Origin of the sequence: Chlorobaculum sp. 24CR, from assembly GCF_004118635.1 — a bacterium.
GTDB lineage: Bacteria > Bacteroidota > Chlorobiia > Chlorobiales > Chlorobiaceae > Chlorobaculum.
In genome coordinates, this window is sequence record NZ_SDGU01000024.1 from 81241 (window position 1) to 100027 (window position 18787).

At 60.0% G+C, this 18787-nt stretch carries 20 protein-coding genes; 12 read left to right on the forward strand and 8 right to left on the reverse strand.

What is annotated here, in order from left to right; all coding sequences use genetic code 11:
- The first annotated feature begins 15 nt into the window (after positions 1 to 15).
- The 5 genes from EST62_RS05385 to EST62_RS05405 all read left to right on the forward strand — a co-directional run bounded on the left by EST62_RS05385 (position 16) and on the right by EST62_RS05405 (position 5559).
- Complete coding sequence (locus tag EST62_RS05385; protein WP_129051082.1) at positions 16 to 786, forward strand: hypothetical protein; 771 nt, start codon at positions 16 to 18, stop codon at positions 784 to 786.
- Positions 787 to 801: 15 nt separating this feature from the next.
- The gene (gene adk, locus EST62_RS05390) at positions 802 to 1458 is read left to right on the forward strand and encodes an adenylate kinase (protein ID WP_129051083.1); all 657 of its coding nucleotides are present in this window, start codon (positions 802 to 804) and stop codon (positions 1456 to 1458) included.
- Between the two features lie 204 nt (positions 1459 to 1662).
- On the forward strand, positions 1663 to 4092 hold the full coding sequence (gene priA / locus EST62_RS05395; protein ID WP_129051084.1) for a primosomal protein N': 2430 nt from the start codon (positions 1663 to 1665) through the stop codon (positions 4090 to 4092).
- A 97-nt stretch (positions 4093 to 4189) separates the two neighbouring features.
- Positions 4190 to 4726: a DoxX family protein gene (locus EST62_RS05400; RefSeq protein WP_129051085.1), complete on the forward strand. Its 537-nt coding sequence runs from the start codon at positions 4190 to 4192 to the stop codon at positions 4724 to 4726.
- A complete protein-coding gene (locus EST62_RS05405) occupies positions 4714 to 5559 on the forward strand; it encodes a tetratricopeptide repeat protein (protein ID WP_129051086.1) in 846 nt (281 codons plus the stop codon). The genes EST62_RS05400 and EST62_RS05405 overlap by 13 nt, the downstream gene beginning before the upstream one ends.
- Positions 5560 to 5606: 47 nt before the next feature.
- Here EST62_RS05405 and aroQ read toward each other — a convergent pair whose 3' ends face one another.
- The 5 genes from aroQ to EST62_RS05430 all read right to left on the reverse strand — a co-directional run bounded on the left by aroQ (position 5607) and on the right by EST62_RS05430 (position 10204).
- On the reverse strand, positions 5607 to 6044 hold the full coding sequence (gene aroQ / locus EST62_RS05410) for a type II 3-dehydroquinate dehydratase (protein ID WP_129051087.1): 438 nt from the start codon (positions 6042 to 6044) through the stop codon (positions 5607 to 5609).
- 17 nt (positions 6045 to 6061) lie between these two features.
- A complete protein-coding gene (hslU, locus tag EST62_RS05415) occupies positions 6062 to 7537 on the reverse strand; it encodes an ATP-dependent protease ATPase subunit HslU (protein ID WP_129051124.1) in 1476 nt (491 codons plus the stop codon).
- Positions 7538 to 7605: 68 nt separating this feature from the next.
- A complete protein-coding gene (gene hslV, locus EST62_RS05420) occupies positions 7606 to 8151 on the reverse strand; it encodes an ATP-dependent protease subunit HslV (RefSeq protein WP_129051088.1) in 546 nt (181 codons plus the stop codon).
- A gap of 22 nt (positions 8152 to 8173) precedes the next feature.
- Positions 8174 to 9634 (reverse strand): RNA polymerase factor sigma-54, encoded by a 1461-nt coding sequence (gene rpoN / locus EST62_RS05425; protein ID WP_129051089.1) that lies wholly within the window; start codon positions 9632 to 9634, stop codon positions 8174 to 8176.
- 6 nt (positions 9635 to 9640) lie between these two features.
- Positions 9641 to 10204, reverse strand: coding sequence for a DUF3109 family protein (locus tag EST62_RS05430; protein WP_167599196.1), 564 nt, complete (start codon positions 10202 to 10204; stop codon positions 9641 to 9643).
- Between the two features lie 312 nt (positions 10205 to 10516).
- On the opposite strand from EST62_RS05430, the gene radA reads away from it, so the two are divergent.
- The 7 genes from radA (at position 10517) to EST62_RS05465 (ending at position 16758) form a co-directional block, all read left to right on the forward strand.
- The gene (gene radA, locus EST62_RS05435; protein ID WP_129051091.1) at positions 10517 to 11887 is read left to right on the forward strand and encodes a DNA repair protein RadA; all 1371 of its coding nucleotides are present in this window, start codon (positions 10517 to 10519) and stop codon (positions 11885 to 11887) included.
- Positions 11888 to 12005: 118 nt separating this feature from the next.
- Positions 12006 to 12347, forward strand: a complete 342-nt coding sequence (locus EST62_RS05440) for a phage holin family protein (protein ID WP_129051092.1) — start codon at positions 12006 to 12008, stop codon at positions 12345 to 12347.
- Positions 12348 to 12367: 20 nt separating this feature from the next.
- Entirely contained in the window at positions 12368 to 13324 is a 957-nt protein-coding gene (locus tag EST62_RS05445; RefSeq protein WP_129051093.1) for a zinc-binding alcohol dehydrogenase, read from the forward strand.
- Between the two features lie 15 nt (positions 13325 to 13339).
- A complete protein-coding gene (locus EST62_RS05450; protein WP_129051094.1) occupies positions 13340 to 14875 on the forward strand; it encodes an ABC transporter ATP-binding protein in 1536 nt (511 codons plus the stop codon).
- A gap of 15 nt (positions 14876 to 14890) precedes the next feature.
- Positions 14891 to 15925 (forward strand): ABC transporter permease, encoded by a 1035-nt coding sequence (locus EST62_RS05455; RefSeq protein WP_129051095.1) that lies wholly within the window; start codon positions 14891 to 14893, stop codon positions 15923 to 15925.
- 213 nt (positions 15926 to 16138) lie between these two features.
- A complete protein-coding gene (locus EST62_RS05460; protein WP_129051096.1) occupies positions 16139 to 16486 on the forward strand; it encodes a DUF2934 domain-containing protein in 348 nt (115 codons plus the stop codon).
- A 104-nt stretch (positions 16487 to 16590) separates the two neighbouring features.
- Entirely contained in the window at positions 16591 to 16758 is a 168-nt protein-coding gene (locus EST62_RS05465; RefSeq protein WP_129051097.1) for a hypothetical protein, read from the forward strand.
- Positions 16759 to 16761: 3 nt separating this feature from the next.
- Here EST62_RS05465 and EST62_RS05470 read toward each other — a convergent pair whose 3' ends face one another.
- From EST62_RS05470 to EST62_RS05480, 3 genes are all read right to left on the reverse strand, one after another.
- Positions 16762 to 17088, reverse strand: coding sequence for a nucleotidyltransferase domain-containing protein (locus EST62_RS05470; protein WP_129051098.1), 327 nt, complete (start codon positions 17086 to 17088; stop codon positions 16762 to 16764).
- A complete protein-coding gene (locus EST62_RS05475) occupies positions 17085 to 17510 on the reverse strand; it encodes a nucleotidyltransferase substrate binding protein (protein WP_129051099.1) in 426 nt (141 codons plus the stop codon). Before EST62_RS05475 ends, EST62_RS05470 begins: the two co-directional genes overlap by 4 nt.
- 269 nt (positions 17511 to 17779) lie before the next feature.
- Positions 17780 to 18724, reverse strand: a complete 945-nt coding sequence (locus EST62_RS05480) for a calcium/sodium antiporter (RefSeq protein ID WP_129051100.1) — start codon at positions 18722 to 18724, stop codon at positions 17780 to 17782.
- Positions 18725 to 18787: the final 63 nt, after the last annotated feature.

The following is an 18787-nucleotide window of genomic DNA, read 5'->3' on the forward strand; positions in this document are numbered from 1 at the left end:
CCGGCCCATCTCATTATGGATTTATCAGACTTCCTCCCCTTCAGAGACGAAATGGTCAAGGTCTATCACTGTCTGACCAACAATGCAACCCACACCTCCGAAAAACCGGTTTTCAACGAACTCAAGGTTCGCCGCTACGCCTGCCCGATAGACGATGTCGCTGACGTTATCACCAATAAGATAGAGGGCTGGGTAGGCTGGGATATGAAAAACCAGAAAACGGCTGTCGGCGGCATGAAGACCATCCGCGCCGAAGTCTCTTCGTTCGCCCTGCTCGGCATGAAAATCGACGTCGCATTCGGACTGATCGAGGAAACCGACATCAACGGGCGGAAAATCACCACCGTCAATGCCAAGGCGCACACCAGGATCGACTCCAGAGGCGATCTCGGTGAAAGCCGCAGAATGATAAGGATGCTCCTGGTCGCGCTCGATTTCGAGCTGAGACCCCAGATCATCCACGAAGACGAGTACGTTCACCGCTCCATCGACCCGAAAAACTCGAACGACGCCTTCCGGCAACTCTTCGATGAAAACACCACGCTCGAACATCGCTCAAGTACGCCAAAGGCTAAAACCATCGAGCTGAAAAAGCCCTCGAAACAAGCTATAGAATTCAAGTCATCCAAAAACAGTGGAGAAACCGTAAAGGCTCCAGCCTCACCGCAGGCCGTGCCAGCCGCCACGAACGGAGCGCAACCGATCGCCCCGGATTCAAATGCCGAAGAGGTGAAGAAACCGGCAAAACCGAAAATCACCGTCATCTCCCTGAAAAAAAATTCATAAAAGGACAGTCATTTCATGAGAGTAATCCTGTTGGGCGCGCCGGGCGCCGGCAAAGGAACACAGGCACAATACATTTCTGAAGCTTTCGGCATACCACAGATTTCGACCGGCGACATGCTGCGCGCCGCCGTCAAAGCCGCCTCTCCGCTTGGCATGGCCGCCAAGAAAGTCATGGATGAGGGCGGACTCGTACCGGATGACATCATCATCGGACTTGTCAAGGAGCGCATCGAACATGCAGACTGCGCCAATGGCTGTCTTTTCGACGGATTTCCCCGCACCTTGGCCCAGGCCGAAGCCCTCGGAGCCGAGGGCATCAACATCGACTCCATCATTGAAATTGACGTCCCCGACGAAGAGATCATCAAACGCATGAGCGGACGCCGCGTCCATCTCGCTTCGGGCCGCACCTACCACGTCGTGTTCAACCCGCCCGCCGTACCCGACACGGACGACGTCACCGGAGAGCCACTGGTACAGCGTGATGACGACTGCGAACAGACCGTGCGCAAACGCCTGAAAGCCTATCACGAACTGACCGAGCCACTCGTCGGCTACTACCGCAACCTGTCGATGAACGGCTCTGCCGATGCCCCGAAATACTCCCGGATCGCCGGAATCGGCGGCGTCGAAGAGATCAAAACAGAGATCATCGCCGCCCTCAACGGGTAAATGGTTGAGCACCTGTCTGTCGAAAATCAAGCCAGCACTCCAAAAAAGCCAGCAATCTATGCTGGCTTTTTTGAATTATGAGTGATGAATTTTGAATTATGAATTGAAGAAATGCCGCATCGTGCTCGCATTGTCATTTCATTGTTTTCACCCTGTTGTCTTTTTCGTCCCTGAAGTCCTTTTCTTTTAGCCTCCCGATTACCAATGCTTGCGATTGTCTATGTAGAGCGAATCTATCGTGACGAGCCGTTTCTTCTGACTGTGCCGGAGGGACTCGAAAAGACGATTCAGCCAGGCTGCCAGGCGCTGGTAAGCCTGGCTCGCCACAAGGCATCGGCCTACACCGGCTACGTCTGGTCGCTGGAGACGGCGAGCGAGAAGGAGGCCGAGGGCGAACTGCTCGACCTCCTCCACGGCGGCGTTCCGGTGCTGACCCCGGTGATGCTGAAGCTCGCCTTGTGGATTTCGGATTACTACGCCGCCCTGCCCATAGACTGCCTCTCCACCGCCGTTCCGGCCCCGCTCAGAAGCACGGTCGATGACGTGGTGGAGCTTGCCGGCTTCCAGCTCGAAAGTCCCGAAACGAGAATCAAAAGCACCGGGCTGCGCCGGAGCATTTTGAAGGCGCTGGCGACGGCGAAGCGGCTCACCGTGCGCCAGCTCCGCAAGCGAGTGGGGCGCAAGGAGCTGTACAGCGCCATCGCCGAACTTGAACGCGCCGGGCTGGTCACGGTGCGCAAGAGCTTCTCGGAAACGAAGCCCCGCACCGTCACGGCGTGGCGCCTGGCGGCGGCGCTGCCCGACGAGCCGAAAAACCTTCTCGCCCGCTCGCCGAAAAAACGGGAAGCATTCGAGTTGCTCGCCTCACGACCGGAGCGCCTGTTCCTGGCCGGTGAAGGCGGCATTTCGCGAGCGGTGTTTAACGGCCTCGTCGCGATGGGCCTGGTCGAGAAAGTCGAAACCGCCGCGCCCGCCCGCGAAAGTCTGCGCTTCGACGAACCGCAAAAAGAGATCGCCTCGCTCGGCAAGCACCAGCAAATCGCGCTCGACGCACTTGGCGAGGCGCTGCGCCAGAAGCGCTTCCAGACTTTTTTGCTCCACGGCGTGACCGGCAGCGGCAAGACGCTGGTCTATATCGAGCTGCTCCGGCGCGTCCTCGCCGAGGGCAAGAGCGCCATTGTGCTGGTACCGGAAATCTCCCTCACCCCGCAGACCGCCGCCCGCTTCCGCCACTATTTCGGCGACGACATCCAGATCATGCACAGCGCCATGAGCGACCGCGAGAAGTACGACGCCTGGCAGCGCTTGCGGCAAGGCAAGGCGCGCATCGCCCTCGGCGCTCGCTCGACCATCTTCGCGCCGCTGGAGAATGTCGGGGCAATCATCGTGGACGAGGAGCACGACGCCGCCTACAAGCAGGATCGCACACCGCGCTACCACGCCCGCGACACGGCGGTGATGCGGGCAAAATTCGAGAACGCCCTCTGTGTGCTCGGCTCGGCCACGCCGTCGTTCGAGTCGTACCGCAACGCACGGGAGGGCAAGTACGCGCTGCTCGAACTGCCGGAGCGCGTTGACAACGCCCGGATGCCCTCGATCGAGCTGGTCTGGATGCCCGGCAGCCAGCGCGTCACGCCGTCGATTTCCGGAGCGCTCTACGACGCCATCCGCCTGCGGCTTCAGCGCAACGAGCAGGTGATCCTGTTGCAAAACCGCCGGGGATTTGCAGGCAGCCTCCTTTGCCTCGACTGCGGCCACACGCCGCAATGCCGTTTCTGCAACATCCCACTGGTCTATCACGCCAGCGACCGGAGCCTGCGATGCCACTACTGCGGCCACATCGAACCGTTCCGGCAAACGTGCCCGGCCTGCAAATCGGAAAACCTTTTCTACAAAAGCAGCGGCACCGAGCGCATCGAGGAGGAGCTGAACGAGCTGTTCCCCGGCGAGAGGATTCTGCGCATGGACATCGACACCACCTCGACCAAGGACGCCCACACCTCGATGCTGACCGCCTTCCGCGAAAAAAGCGCCCGCATCCTGCTCGGCACACAGATGGTCGCCAAGGGGCTGGACTTCCCGGAGGTGACGCTCGTCGGTGTGCTGATGGCCGACATCGGCCTGAACCTCCCCGACTTCCGCGCCTCGGAGCGAATCTACTCGCTCCTGATGCAGGTCGCCGGGCGGGCGGGGCGCTCGTCGATGCCCGGCGAGGTGCTGCTTCAGCTCTACAACCGCGACAACGAGCTGTTCCAGCACGTCATACGCGCCGACTACCGCCACTTTTTCGAGGCGGAGATGGCCACGCGCCGCGAACTCGCCTACCCGCCATTCACCCGCCTCGTCAAATTCGAATGCTCTTCGCCCTCGGAAGCGGTGGCCGAAAAAGGGGCGCTGGCGCTGCGGGAACATCTGCGCCCGCACCTGCCGGAATCGTTCGGCGCGATCCTCGGCCCGGCCCCGGCGGGCATCAACAGAATAAAAAACCGTTACCGCTACCAGCTCATCCTCAAGCTCTCCGGCATCAAGCTCTCCGCCACCCTGCTCCGGCAGGTGCAGTACGACACCCTCAGCGCTTTTCGGGGAGAAAATCTCGTCATCACCGTTGACGTCGATCCCCAGCATCTGCTGTAAAGAGGTTTTTTTATCGTAAATTTGATGCGACCGGCGGCTGTCGCAAGCGTGGACTGCGACCCGCGAATTGCAAGATTGAACCATTGTTCAGCATGCCATGACCGATTTCGAGTGGAAACCCGGCTACCTGAAAACGCACAAGCTCAAGGCATCTGGCGTCATCGCCATCCTTGCGCTCCGGTACCTCTACACCTCGCTCTTCATCTACGGCTTCGTCCATAAAATCATGCGCGACTGGATGTGGAGCGACATTCTCTCGCACCATTTCACGAAACGATTGCACGAGCTGCTCGCCACAAACGCCGCGCCCGGCTCCATCGAGGCGAGCGTCGCCCTGTGGCAGGCGTCGTATCTGGAGCACTTCGCCCTGCCGCTCGTCATGCCCATCGCCTGGATCGTCACCATCGGCGAACTCATCATCGGCGTCGCGCTGCTTCTCGGCGTCACCACGCGCCTCAACGCCGCGTTCGGCCTCTTCATGCTGCTCAACTTCGCGGCTGGCGGGTACTACAACCTGACCATCCCGCCGCTGGTCACGATTTCGATTTTGCTCATCCTGCTGCCAACCGGGCACTGGCTCGGCCTCGACCGCCGTCTCAACAGAAAATATCCGGAGTCACTATGGTTCAGATAACAGGCACACCGATTCAGCTTTTGCGAAAAAACAGGCAAAAAGCGTTGACCACGCTTCTGGCTGCGCTGTTTCTCATGCTGTCGCAACCCGCCAGTGGAGCCGAGGTAAACAAAACCATTGACAACGTCGAAATCGATGCTGCCGACAAGGCGTTCAAATCGCTGCACTACGAAAAAGCCGACTCACTCTACAGCACGATGCTCCAGACCGGGCACGAGTCGGCAGACCTGTACTGGAAGCTCGCCCGCCTGAACATCAGCATCGCGGAGTCGATCGACCCGGCAGAGCGTGAAAAACGGACCCCCTTTTACAACAAATCGGTCGAATATGCGAGGAGATCAGTGCAGCTCGACAGCAACAACGCCAGCGCTCACACCTGGCTTGCCGCAGCGTTGGCCCTGAAGGCCGACAAGATCGGGACGAAAGAGAAGCTGAACAGAGCTGCCGAAATCAAACGCGAACTCGACCGGGCGCTGGCGCTGAACCCGCACGACGATGTCGCCTGGTCGATGCTCGGCTCATACAACTTCGAGGCATCAAAAATCGGATGGTTCAGCCGGTTTATGGGCGGCACCTTCGTCGGGCAAATGCCCAAAGGCAGCCGTGAAGAGGCGGAAAAGAATTTCAAGAAGGCCATCAGCCTGAATCCGCGGGTCATCAGGCACTACCATGAACTGGCCTTGCTCTACCTTGAGGAGGACAAAAAACAGGACGCGCTGAACACCTTGCGGATGGCTGCAACCAAACCGGTGCTCATGAAAAGCGACGTGCGCCGCCTGAAAGAGATCAGAAAGTTGATTAAAAAGCTCTCAAAAGAGGTGGGAGAACATTAGCGAGGGGAACTTCAAGATCGGTCGGATCAGCCTGAGCTGACCGATCTTCAACCCCGCCCCAGCAGCGCCCTCACGCCAAGGTGGTAGCTCTCGATGCCGAAGCCCGCGATCACGCCAACGCAGACCGCCGAAATAACCGAGTGGTGGCGGAACTCCTCGCGTTTGTGCACATTGGAGAGGTGCGCCTCGACCACCGGAACCCTGACGGCGCTGATGGCGTCGCGCAGGGCGATCGAGTAGTGCGTCAGCGCGCCCGCGTTGAGCACCACCCCCACGCAGCCTCCCCGCTCTTCGACCTCGAAAAGCTTCTCGATAAGCGCCCCCTCGTACTCCGACTGGAAAAACTCGAACGTCACCTCCGGGAAGGCCTCGGCGATTCCCCGGTTGATCTCGTCGAGGGTGAGACTGCCGTAAATTTCAGGCTCGCGCTTGCCGAGTCGTGAAAGATTCGGCCCGTTCATGACCAGGATCGAGGTCGCGCTCATGGGTGCTCCGGTTTGGCTTAGAGAATGTACTGGCTCAGATCCCTGTCGGCGACCACCTTGCCCAGCTTTTCGCGCACCTGGTCGGCGTCGATGACCACCCTGTTGTCGGCGATCGTGCCATCAATGACCATTTCGGGAATACCGAACATCAGCTCTTCGAGCAGGTTGGTCAGAATCGTGTGCAGGCGCCGAGCACCGATATTCTCGACCGTCTCGTTCACCTTGGCCGCCGTCCGGGCGATTTCGCGGATCGCGTCGTCGGTGAATTCGAGATCGATCTCTTCGGTGCGGAGCATGGCTCGATACTGCTTGATGAGCGCGTTGCGCGGCTGGGTCAAAATCAGGAAGAAGTCCTCTTCGGTGAGGCTTTTCAGCTCGACCCTGATCGGAAAACGCCCCTGCAGTTCGGGAATCAGGTCGGATGGCCTCGCCACGTGGAACGCGCCCGAAGCGATGAAGAGCACGTGATCGGTCTTGACGACGCCGTACTTGGTCGAAACCGCCGAGCCTTCGACGATAGGCAACAAGTCGCGCTGCACCCCTTCGCGGCTCACATCGGGGCCTTTGCCACCCGCGCCGGTGGTCGGCGCAGCGATCTTGTCGATCTCATCGATGAAAACGATGCCCGAATTTTCGACCTTGCCAAGCGCCTCCTTGACCACGGCATCCATGTCGATGAGCTTCTGCACCTCCTCCTGCTCCAGATACTTGCGGGCCTCGGCAATGGTCAGGCGGCGTTTTTTGCGCTTTTTCGGCATACCGCTCATCAAGTCCTGCATGATGTTGCCGATCTCCTCCATCTGCCCCAGGGGGCCGAAAATCTGCATCATGCCGCCCTGCCCGTCGCTGCTGATTTCGAGTTCGATCGGGCGATCCTCCATCCGGCCCGCGCGCAAGCGTTCGCGCATCTTCTGGCGGCTTTTGCGATTGACTTCGCGCTCAAGGTTCTTTCCTTCGATGGTGGCATCTTCGCCGGAAACAATGACGGCCTCCTCTTCACCGGCGCTCTCCTGCTCTTCGACGCCACTGACGGGGGGCAGCAAAATGTCGAGCAAGCGCTCCTCGACGAGCAACGCCGCCTTCTCCTTGACCTCCTCCGATTTTTCGCTGCGCACCATCGCGACGGATTGCTCGACCAGATCGCGAATCATCGACTCGACATCGCGCCCCACGTAACCGACCTCGGTGAACTTGGAAGCCTCGACCTTGACGAAGGGCGCGCGGGCGAGCTTGGCCAGCCGCCGGGCGATCTCGGTCTTGCCGACGCCGGTCGGGCCGATCATGATGATATTGTTCGGCATGATTTCGTCCCGCAACTCCTCACTCACATTCTGGCGGCGAAGCCGGTTGCGCAGGGCGATGGCCACCGATTTCTTGGCATCTTTCTGGCCGATGATGTATTTGTCGAGCTGCTCGACGATCTGCGTCGGCGTGAGCTGCTCCTTGTCGATGAGTTTCACCGGAGGAGCCTGGGGTTCATCCGGCTGGGTCATATCCTGAATATCGTTGTTCATTGAGCTTTCGTTCGGAATTTCATGAAAATGGACGCCAACGCCCAGGGTTAAAGGGTTTCGATGACAATGTGGTCGTTGGTGTAAATGCAGATTTCAGCGGCGGTTTTCAGACTTTCGCGGACGATCTCTTCGGCGGAGAGCGAGGTGTGCTTCATGAGCGCCCGCGCGGCGGCAAGCGCGTACATGCTGCCGCTGCCGATGGCCACGATGCCGTCCTCCGGCTCGATGACGTCGCCGGTGCCGGAGATGATGAGCGCCTTGTCCTGGCTGACGACGGCCAGCATCGCTTCGAGACGGCGAAGGTATTTGTCGGTGCGCCAGTCCTTTGCGAGTTCAACGGCGGCGCGTTCGAGCTTGCCGCTGTAGGCTTCGAGCTTCGCCTCGAACCGGTCGAGCAGCGTGAGCGCGTCGGCGGTAGCTCCGGCGAAACCGGTGATGAACCGGCCCTGATAGAGGCTGCGTATCTTGCGAGTGGAGTGCTTCATGACGGTGGCGCCAAGCGTCATCTGGCCGTCGCTGCCGAGCGCGGCCTTGCCATCCCTGAGCACGCCGATGACTGTGGTCGAACGTATCTGCGTTTTTTCCTGACCCATAAAATCTTTCGTAAGAATGAGATTAACCTATTTTTTTCCTTAATCTTGCAACTGGAATTTGCATTTGTTCACGGTATTTTGCAACCGTGCGCCGGGCGATTTTCACCCTTTTTTCGCCAAGCAGCTCACCGAGGCGTTCGTCGCTGAGCGGCTCGGCAGAGTTCTCCGCTTCGATCAGCTCGCGAAGCTGCTGCTTGATGATCCTCGACGAGGTCTCTTCACCCTCGCCGGTCGAAAGCGCGCTGCTGAAGAAATATTTCAGTTCAAACACGCCAAAACGGGTCTGTACGTATTTTCCGTTCACCGCGCGGCTGATGGTCGAAATGTCGTAGCCGCTCTCTTCGGCGATGGTCTTCATCACGAGCGGCTGGAGGTGGCGCGGGCCGTCTATGAAAAACCTCGCCTGCGCCACCAGCAGCGCCTCCATCACCTTCAGCAAGGTCTGGCGGCGAATCTGCAGCGCGGTGGCGAACTCGTTAGCCCGCTGGAGCTTCTGGCGCATGAACTGCCGATCCGCCTTCGGCACCTTCCGCTTCGAGAGCACCTCGCGGTACTCGTCCGACACCCTGACCGACAGGCTGCTCCGGTCGTTCAGGGAGGCGAAGAGCGCGCCGTTTTCGTAGGTGACGATGAAATCGGGCGAGATGTAGTGCCCACCCTCATCGAAAAACACTTCGCCAGAATGCGGATCGAGCGACGTAATCACGCCAATAGCCGCTTCGAGCTGGCGCTTCTCCAGGTTCAGCTTTTTCAGCAACCGGTCGAAGCGCTTGTTCATGAAGTCGTCGAACGCTTCCTGGAGGATCGTCCGCGCCACCGACACCGCATCGGCGTCGTGCTCGCGTTCATAGACCGAAAGCTCGACCAGCAGCCGCTGCCTGAGGTCGGCGACCGCCACGCCGGGCGGATCGAGATACCAGATTTTTTGCTGAATCTCGCGCACCTCCGCCAGTCTGGCCTCGATGCCCGACTGGCGCAAGCCGTCGATGATCACCTCCAGCTCCTCGGTCAGGTAGCCGTCGCTGTCGAGATTGCCGAGAATTTCGGCGGCGATGAGCACCTCGCGCTCTTCGACGCCCTCCTGAAGCGAGAGGTCGCGCAGCAGTCGCTCGTGAAAGGTGTCGTGCTGCACCGCCTGGAAAAAGCGCTCCTCGGCGCCACTCGAAGCCCCGCCGCCGCCCGTCCTGCCGACGGAAACGGTCTCGCGATTCCCGCCGTCGGCCCGCACCTTCATCGACGAGCGCTCGAAACGGGCCACCGAATCGAACATCTCCGTCGAATCGCCGGAAACCGGCTGCGCCGCGCCAGCCGTTCCATCGTATGGACGGCGCTCCTCGACCAGTTCGAGCATGGGGTTATCCTGAACCTCGTCGTAAATCCGCTGTTCGAGCTGGGTCAGCGGCAGTTGCAGTAACTGGCTGGTCATCACCTGCTGCGCCGACAACTGGGCCGTCTGGCGCTGCTGTAGTCTCATCTCCGCCATGATACTTCAAATAGATGCGGCAAATTCCTTCAGGCTCATGTACCACTCATCTCCATACTTTTCCACAAGGGGCGCTTTGACGTAATCGATCAGCATGACATTCCGTTCGGCCCCCTGCCGACGGGCATCACGGCACATGGCGTGTTGTTCGTAAACAAGATAGTCCAATCCGAACTTTTTTCGCACCCGGATCGGGAAAAGCCGACACGACAAGGGTTTGGTGCCTGGGAGCTGCCCGTTTCGCCACGCCGTCTCGACAGCGCAGAGCGCCTTGCCGTTTTCGTGATAGACGAACACGCACTCTTGGCCTTCGATGGTTTTGGTGTAGAGGTTTCCCTGATAGATTTCCGTGCAGTCGTGCCGCCGGATGTAGCGGAGATTGCGCTCCGGAAGCATTGGCCGGAGCGGCTCGACCGAGGCTTCGAGATAGTTCGCTTCCGGCTCGTCGATCGGCGCGCCGAGTTCGCCCTCGACGCAGCAGGCGCCGTGGCACAGGTCGAGATTGCAACAGAACCGCGCTTCGAGAACGGCGCGATCAACGAGAACTTCACCGATGGAGAGGACTGACATGCTCAGGATTGAATGAAAAGGAGAGAAGTGGACGTTCCGGTTTGGGTGGAAAAATCAGAGGGGAAATTATGCGTGCTCATTGAACGGCTCTTCACTATCTTTTTACCTTGAATGTTCATCGTAACCATACCCCGTCCCGAAAACCGAAACGGATAAACCGGAACCATCATCGTATATTCAACAGATCGCTTACCGCAGAAATCGCGCCACGACGGGCATCCTTCGGCGTCACTGCACACTATGTAAACAATAAAGCCGAAAGTTGCAAAGCGACGCCACTGGCTTGAGCTTATCCGGATAACACACCGTTTCATGGCAAAATCCACCGTTCGTTACGTCTGCTCGGCCTGCGGGGCCGTTTCGCTGAAATACCAGGGGCGCTGCTTCGAGTGCCAGAGCTGGGGGACGCTGGTTGAAACGCACGCCGAGGAACCGGAGGGCAAAACCCGCAAGAAGCATCCCGCCGGTTCGCTGCCCGAAGTGCAGAACCTCGACGAAGAGGTTCCGTCCGGCTTCCACCGCACCCTGAGTGGCATCGGCGAACTCGACCGGGTGCTCGGCGGCGGGCTGATGGAGGCCTCGGCTATTCTGGTGGGCGGCGAGCCGGGCATCGGCAAATCGACGCTGATGATCCAGCTCGTGCCGCGCCTCGCGGGCAAAAAGGTGCTCTACGTGGCGGGCGAGGAGTCGCCGAACCAGATTCGCCAGCGCGCCCGGCGGCTGTCGATCAAGGCCCCGAACCTGCGGCTCGTCTCGGAAGTGGCGCTCGAACGCATTCTCGACGCCATCACCAGCGAGCAGCCGGAGCTGGTGATCGTCGATTCGATCCAGACGGTTTATTCGACCGACTACCAGAGTTCGGCGGGAACCATCACGCAGATCCGGGAATGCGCCGCCTCGCTCATCCGGGCGGCCAAGGAAGAGAACTTCATTCTGCTCATCATCGGCCACATCACCAAGGAGGGGTCGCTGGCCGGGCCGAAGGCGCTGGAGCACATGGTCGATACGGTGTTGCAGTTCGAGGGCGAAAACTACCAGCGCTACCGCATCATCCGCTCGGTCAAGAACCGCTTCGGCCCGACCAACGAAATCGGCGTCTTCAAGATGGAGGAGGATGGCCTGACCGAAGTCTCCAACCCGTCGGAGTTCTTCATCTCCGACCGCCGGACGGACGTGCCGGGCACGGCGGTGCTGGCCGCAATCGAGGGGTCGCGCGCGCTGATGGTGGAGGTGCAGGCTCTGGTCTGTCGCACCGGCTACTCCATGCCGCAACGCATCAGCACGGGATTTGACCTCAAGCGCATCGCCATCATCCTCGCCGTGCTCGAAAAGCGGTTGCAGTTCCAGACCGCCGGGCAGGATGTGTTCGTCAAAATCGCGGGCGGCCTGAAGCTGGTCGAACCGGCGGCGGACCTCGGCATCGCCGCCGCCGTCGCATCGGGCTTGCAGGACAAGCCGTGCAGCCCGATGGCCTGCTGCTGTGGCGAGATCGGCCTGTCGGGCGAACTGCGGGCCATCAGCGACGGCGAGCGACGCATCCGCGAGGCGGTGCACCTCGGCTTCAAGTCCATCGTGCTGCCGGAGTCGAACACCCGCGAGCTGAAGCCGTCGATCAAAAAGCTGCCGATCCGGATTCACGGCTGCCGCACGCTGCACGAAGCGCTCGAAGCGATGGGGGTGTAAGGGAAAAAGTGGACAGTATAGACAGGTTCCGGAACAAAACAGACCACCTTCGCCCTTTTGGCGAAATGTCTTACATTAGTGCAGACTACCGTTTCCAAACCGTTCAGGAGCTACTACCATGTTCAGATTGTTGATTCACTGGCTCATCAGCGCGACGGCGGTGTATGTAACCGCCAACATGCTTTCGGGAATTACCGTCCGCAGTTTCGGCGCGGCGCTGATCGTGGCGCTGGTGCTGGGGCTGGTCAACGTGCTCATCAAGCCGGTGCTGGTCTTCTTTTCGATTCCGGCGCTGGTGCTCACGCTCGGTCTTTTCATGCTGGTCATCAACGCCCTGATGCTGATGCTCGCCGCCTGGCTGGTTGACGGCTTCGCGGTCGCGAGCTTCTGGTGGGCCGTGCTCGGCTCGCTCTGCATCAGCCTGGTAGCCTGGCTCATGAGCGCTGTTCTGAACATCTGAAACACCATCGATAACCGACCATGCAGGGAGAAGCACAGGCCCTCGTCCTCATCAAAGCCAACAAGCTCAAGCTCCAGACCGTGAAGTATGCGGCCGACGGGCCGCGAGACATTCTCGTCAGAACCATCGCGAGCACCATCACGCCCGGCCTCGACCGGCTGCTGTTGACCAACAAGCCGGTGTCGAACAAGGTGCTCGCCTATCCGGTGATGCCGGGCAGCGAAACCATCGGCCAGGTGATGCACACCGGCCCGGCAGTCACCAGCGTCAAAAAGGGCGATTTCGTCTATGCCTTCAAGGGCGACTGCTGGGTCGGCGTCGATCCCTATTACGGCTGCCACGCCGAGGTGGTGCCAACTTCCGAGGAGAACGTGCTGCCGCTTGGCCGCGAACCGATTCATCGCGACCTGCTGACCGGCCTGGTGAGCTACGTACTCAGCGCCATGGAAAAGGTTGCGCTCGATCCCTCCATGCGGGTGCTCTTGCTCGGTCTCGGCTCGGTTGGGCTGATGGTGTCGGAATATCTGCACTACCGGGGCATCCGCCACGTCGATGCGCTGGAGGTCTTCCCGCTTCGCGGCCAGCTCTCGCACGCCGAAAACATCGGCATCGACATCGTCGATTTCACCGGTGACTTCAACGACCGCTACGATCTGGTCATCGAAACGACGGGCCGCATCCTGATGGTCGAAAAGGTAATGCGCCTGTTGAAGCCGAAAGGTAAGGTGCTGCTCATGGGCAGCTACGAGGTGCTCGGCTACGACTACCGGCTGATTCAGCACAAAGAGCCGGTCATCGTCTGTTCGAGCCTCACCGACCGGCGGCATCTCGTCGAGGCCAAAGAGCTGCTCGAACGCGAGGTGCTCGAAACCGAAAAGTTCTTCACCAACGTCTTTCCGGTCAGCCAGTACGAGCTGGCCTACCGCATCGCCCTCGACAGCAAGGAGGCGATAAAGACGGTCATCAGTTGGATTTAGGCGCGGAGTATCTTCATGGCGACCGCGGTAAAGCTCTCCGGAATCACCAAAACTTTCGGCAACCTCAAGGCCAACGACAACGTCTCGCTGTCGATAGCGTCGGCATCGATCCACGCGCTGGTCGGCGAGAACGGCGCGGGCAAAAGCACCCTGTCGAACATCATCTACGGCCTCTTGCACCCCGACTCCGGCATGATGGAAGTTGACGGCAAAGCGGTGAAATTCAAATCTGCGCGTCAAGCCATCGAGGCGGGCGTCGGCATGGTGCATCAGCACTTCATGCTGGCGCCGACGCTCACGGTGACGGAGAACATCATTCTCGGCAAGGAGGAGAGCCGCTTTTCGCTGCCGACCCGCCGCATCGGCAAGGAGATTGGCCGACTCGCCACGCAGCACGGCCTCGACGTCGATCCCGGCGCGCTGGTCTCGACGCTCTCGGTCGGCGAGCAGCAGCGCGTGGAGATTCTCAAGCTGCTCTATCGCCGCGCCCGCATCCTGATTCTCGACGAACCGACCGCCGTGCTCTCGCCGCCCGAAACCGCTCGCCTTTTCGCCACCCTGCGCTCGCTCGCCGCCGAGGGGCGCACGATTCTCGTCATCACCCACAAACTCGACGAGGTGCTCGCCATTTCGGACACGGTAAGCGTCATGCGCAAAGGGGCGCTCGTCGGCACCGTGCCGACCGCCTCGACCGGCAAGGAGGAGCTGGCGCGGATGATGGTCGGGCGCGACGTGCTGCTCAGAACCGCCAACCCGCCGCAGGCAACGAGCAAAACGGTGCTCTCGATTGACAGGCTCTCGTATCGGACGCCGCAGGGGGTCGAAAAGCTCAGCGGCCTGACGCTGAGGGTGCGGGCGGGCGAAATCTACGGCATCGCCGGAGTGGAGGGCAACGGCCAGAGCGAGCTGCTCTCGCTTTTGTGGGGGACGTTCGAGCGCGATGGCACAACCGGCGGCTCCATCACCATCGACGGGCGACAGACGCTCGGCCTGAGTCCGGCGGAGGTCGCCGCGCTTGGCGTTTCGATGATCCCCGAAGATCGCCACAAATCGGCGGTGATTGCCGAATACGGCATCGAACAGAACCTGATCCTCGGCAGGCATCGCGAAAAAGCGTTCCATCGCGGCATCGGCTTCAACCGCCAGGCGCTCCGCGAAAACGCCGCAGCGATGATCGAGCGCTACGACGTGCGCGGCGCGGCGGAAACCAATCCGCCCATCGCCTCGCTCTCCGGCGGCAACCAGCAGAAGATCGTGGTGGCGCGGGAGATGGAGCGCCCCCTGCTGAAGCTCCTCGTGCTCGCCCAGCCCACGCGCGGCGTGGATATTGGCGCCATCGAGCAGATTCACCGACGCATCATCGAGGCCCGCAAAAGCGGCCTAGCCATCCTGCTCATCTCGTCGGAACTCGAAGAGCTCGTCGCCCTTTCGACGCGCATCGGCTGCCTCTACAAAGGCGCGATCCGCCACGAATTCAGCGAAGAGGAGGTGCGGCAGGGGCGCGAGGCGGAGTCGGGCTTCGAGCAAGAGATCGGCATGCACATCACCTGAAACCTCATTTTTTCGATGTCGAAGCGCAGCGTCAAACCTCTCATTCCCGTTCTCTCACTCCTGTTCGCCCTCGCGACAGGCAGCCTCATCATTGCGGCCACGGGAAGCGACCCGATGGCCGTCTGGCAGAAGATGCTCCGCTCGACCTTCGCTTCAGGCTATGGCATCGGTCAGGTGCTGTTCCGGGCGACGACGCTCATCTTCACGGGCCTGGCCGTCGCGCTTCCGTTCCGGGTGCGGCTCTTCAACATCGGCGGCGAGGGCCAACTCCTCATGGGCGCGTTGGCCGCCGCGCTCTGCGGCCTGGCGCTTCCGGCGGGCACACCGGCACTCGTCGCCGCGCCCGCGCTGATGCTCGTGGCCGCCGCCGCCGGCGCAGGCTGGGCGCTCGTCGCGGGATGGCTGAAGGTGCGACGCGGTGTCAACGAGGTGATCTCGACCATCATGCTCAACTTCATCGCCCTCGGCATCACCGGCTACCTGCTGACCAACCACTTCGCCGTGCCCTCGACCGTCCACACTTCGGCGATCATTCCCGGCGGATGGCTGCCCGATTTCGACACGCTCTTCGGCCTCAACTGGCACTCCCCGGCCAACCTCTCGCTTTTTGTCGCTCTGGCCGTCACCGCCGGAGCCGCCGTGCTGCTCTTCCGCTCGCGCTACGGCTACGATATGATCGCCGCGGGCCTGAACCCGGAGGCCGCCCGCCACGCCGGAATCGCGACCGGTCGGCACATGCTCGGTGCAATGGCGCTCGGCGGCGCGATGGCGGGTCTCGGCGCGGCGAACCTCGTGCTTGGCTACAAGCACTGGTTCGAGGCCGGTCTCTCCGCCGGAGCCGGATTCATGGGCATCGCCGTCGCCCTGCTCGCCGGAGCCAACCCCGCCGGAATCATCGTCGCCGCCCTGCTCTTCGCCTGGCTCGACTACGGCGGCCTGGCGGTCAACACCCTCGTCCCCAAAGACATCTTCATGATGGTGCAGGCCATCACGATTCTCTCGATCATCAGCTTCCCCGCTCTTTTCAAAAGCTGGTTAAAAGAGGATTGATTTTCAGAAAAAGGACGGCGCGGACAGCCAAGCTCGCCCCCGCATCTCCGCTTTCGACAGACTCTCGTTCCGTTACAAAGTGGTGAAATAATGGCGAATCCACTTTTCTCCGAGATGATGAATTTTTTATCTTCCACCTGCAACGGGCGTTCTTCGTTCTCGAAATGCCCTGTACTGACCGAAGCAATTCATTGAAGAAGACCTGAAAATCCTATGGCTAAAAAATCTACCAACAAAGAGACTCTGGAAGTAACGCCCGAAAAGAAACCGGCAAAAAAAGCCGCCGCGAGCGCGGAAGCCAAGCCGAAAACCGCGAAACCGAAAACCGCCAAAAAAGCGGCGCCGGACGAAGCCAAGCCCGCAAAAACCGCCAAGCCGCGCAAAAAAGCAAGCGCTGAACCCGCTGCGGTCGCCGCTCCCGAAGCCCCGGCGACCGCAAGCCCGGAGGCAACCGAAGAACAGATTCGCGTCGCCGCCTACTACCGCTGGGTTGAGCGCGGCATGTGCGACGGCTGCGACGAGGAGGACTGGATCGAAGCCGAGAAACAAATCAGGAAGTAAACCGGTTCTTGTCTCTGTACATTAAAAAAAGCCATTCAATGAATGGCTTTTTTATATTCAGTTTTTCCGTACCGGGACTCGCCGCCCACACAACACCGCTCTCCATGAAATTTTTCACCTCCATCAACGAAAGCATCCGACTCCTTTTCGCCGGACTCTGGCTCGTTTTTCGGATCATTCTCGAATACTTCGGCATCATCAGCGACGGCAACGACCGCACCACCGGCATCAAGGACATGCGCGAAGAGTACAAAAAAGCCAACTACCGCTGAAGCTCAGAGGCTGGAGCTATCCGCCGCCTTGTCATAAAAGACGACCCCCGCCCGCCGGATATGCTCCCGCACCTCCCGATCGTTTATCAGACGCAAAACCGACAGATCGAAGGTATAAGGCAAAAGCAGATCGTCGATCTCGTCCATAATCCGGTACAAAATCTTCAGGTTCAACGCCTCCGACCCAACCAGCGTCAGATCGATATCCGACCCCGGCCTGTAATTCCCCATCGCCCGCGATCCGTACAGCATGGCGCGATCCACCTGCGGATACCGGGCCAGCACTCCCTGAATCCGCGCAATCACCGCACCGTCAAGTCCGTACTTCATTCCGATTCCCGCCTGCTCAAAGGTTCAAGCGTTTCCAGCAGACGCTGAAAAGCGGCATGATAGCGTTGCCGGATCGCCTCCGAAATCTCATTCGCCACATCCTGATTATAGGTGTGAGAGGTCAGATTTCGGCTTTTGATCATCTCCATCCAGATATCGCCTTCAGCGAGAAGACCCCGCTTATACGCTTGACGAGTCGTGTCTTTCGATCCGTACAGCGGCTGAACTCCCATGTTTTCAAGGAAATCCTTCAAGGTATTCCAGGCCAGTTCATGGGTATATTCGAAAGCCTGAATCAACCCCTGCTCCTCAAGCTCGCTCAACGCCCTCTGACGGGCCAGTTCGACGGCCCGATCAAGCTGCCCAAAAGCCTGAATGAAATGATGGTACCGCTGTATCCAGCGAATATCTTGTGTGGTCATGGCGATGATTTATACTATTGCCCTCGTTCTGATCGAGTAAACAAGCACGTCTTTTGAAACAAACGAGTACAAATAATCAAATCCAAATAAGCTTGCTCCCTGCCAGAAAAAGCATCACTCCTACCCTCGTCTCCCCCCATACACCACGAACCGGAGCATCGCGTACCCGCAGCGCGAGTTGTTGTATCCGACCTCGTCGAGCCAACGCAACGGTCCTCGCTGAAATTGACAAAGTTTCCCGAAGTCACACCGACGCCAATTCCCCGCCCTCACCGGCTGAAAAAGAAGAGCGTCATCACGTAAACGGAGTACATGAGCACCAGCAGCACGCCCTGCCTGCGTCGAACCCACCCGGTGCCTCGCCGGGGAACGGCGACGAGGAGCGACAAAACGCCGAAAAACAGCGCGGGGGCGACCTCCGTGAGCGGCACGCGGATGGGGCGGATGATGGCCGCCACGGCGACGATGAAGAGGCTGTTGAAGATGTTGCTGCCCAGCACCGTGCCAACGCCGATGTCGTCGTGCCCCTTGAGCTTGGCCAGCACGGTCGAAGCCAGTTCGGGCACTGAGGTTCCGAACGCCACCAGCGTCGCGCCGATGATGAAGTCGTCGATACCAAAATCGCTCGCGATGCCGGTTGTGGAAATGACGATCAGCCGCCCGGCGGCGACCAGCAGCACAAGGCCCCCGGCAACCTGAACCCAGGGCAGAACCCTGTCGCTCACCGTCACCTTGCCGTTCGACGGCGCGCGGTTTTTCAGCGCCTGCGTAACCGTCGTGGCCATCCATGCCGCGAAAATGGCGAGCATGAACACCCCTTCGAGCCGGTCGATCACGCCGTCGATAAGCAGAATCGTGGTGAGAACTGGAGCGAGAATGGCCACCGGCGCGTCCCGCTTCAGCACTTCGGAGCCAACCGGAATGCCGGAGATGAGCAGCGCCGTGCCGAGCACGATCGAGATGTTGACGATATTGCTGCCGAGCGCGTCGCCGAGGGAGAGAGATGATTTATCGACCAGTCCGGAGTTGATCGCCACGGAGAGTTCCGGGCTCGATGTCGCGAACGCCGAGACCGTGACCGCAACAATCGAGGGCGCGATGCGCAGCACCGCCGCGACTCCCGACGTACCCCGGACGAACAGTTCACCGCCAAAGGCGGCGCACGCAATGCCGGTCAGTAAAAAAAGATAGTCACTCACCATAACCTGTTTCATGGCTTTTGTGCCGAGCCGATTCCTTCAACGCATTCAGAAAAAGCTCCGTAAAAAAGCTCGCCA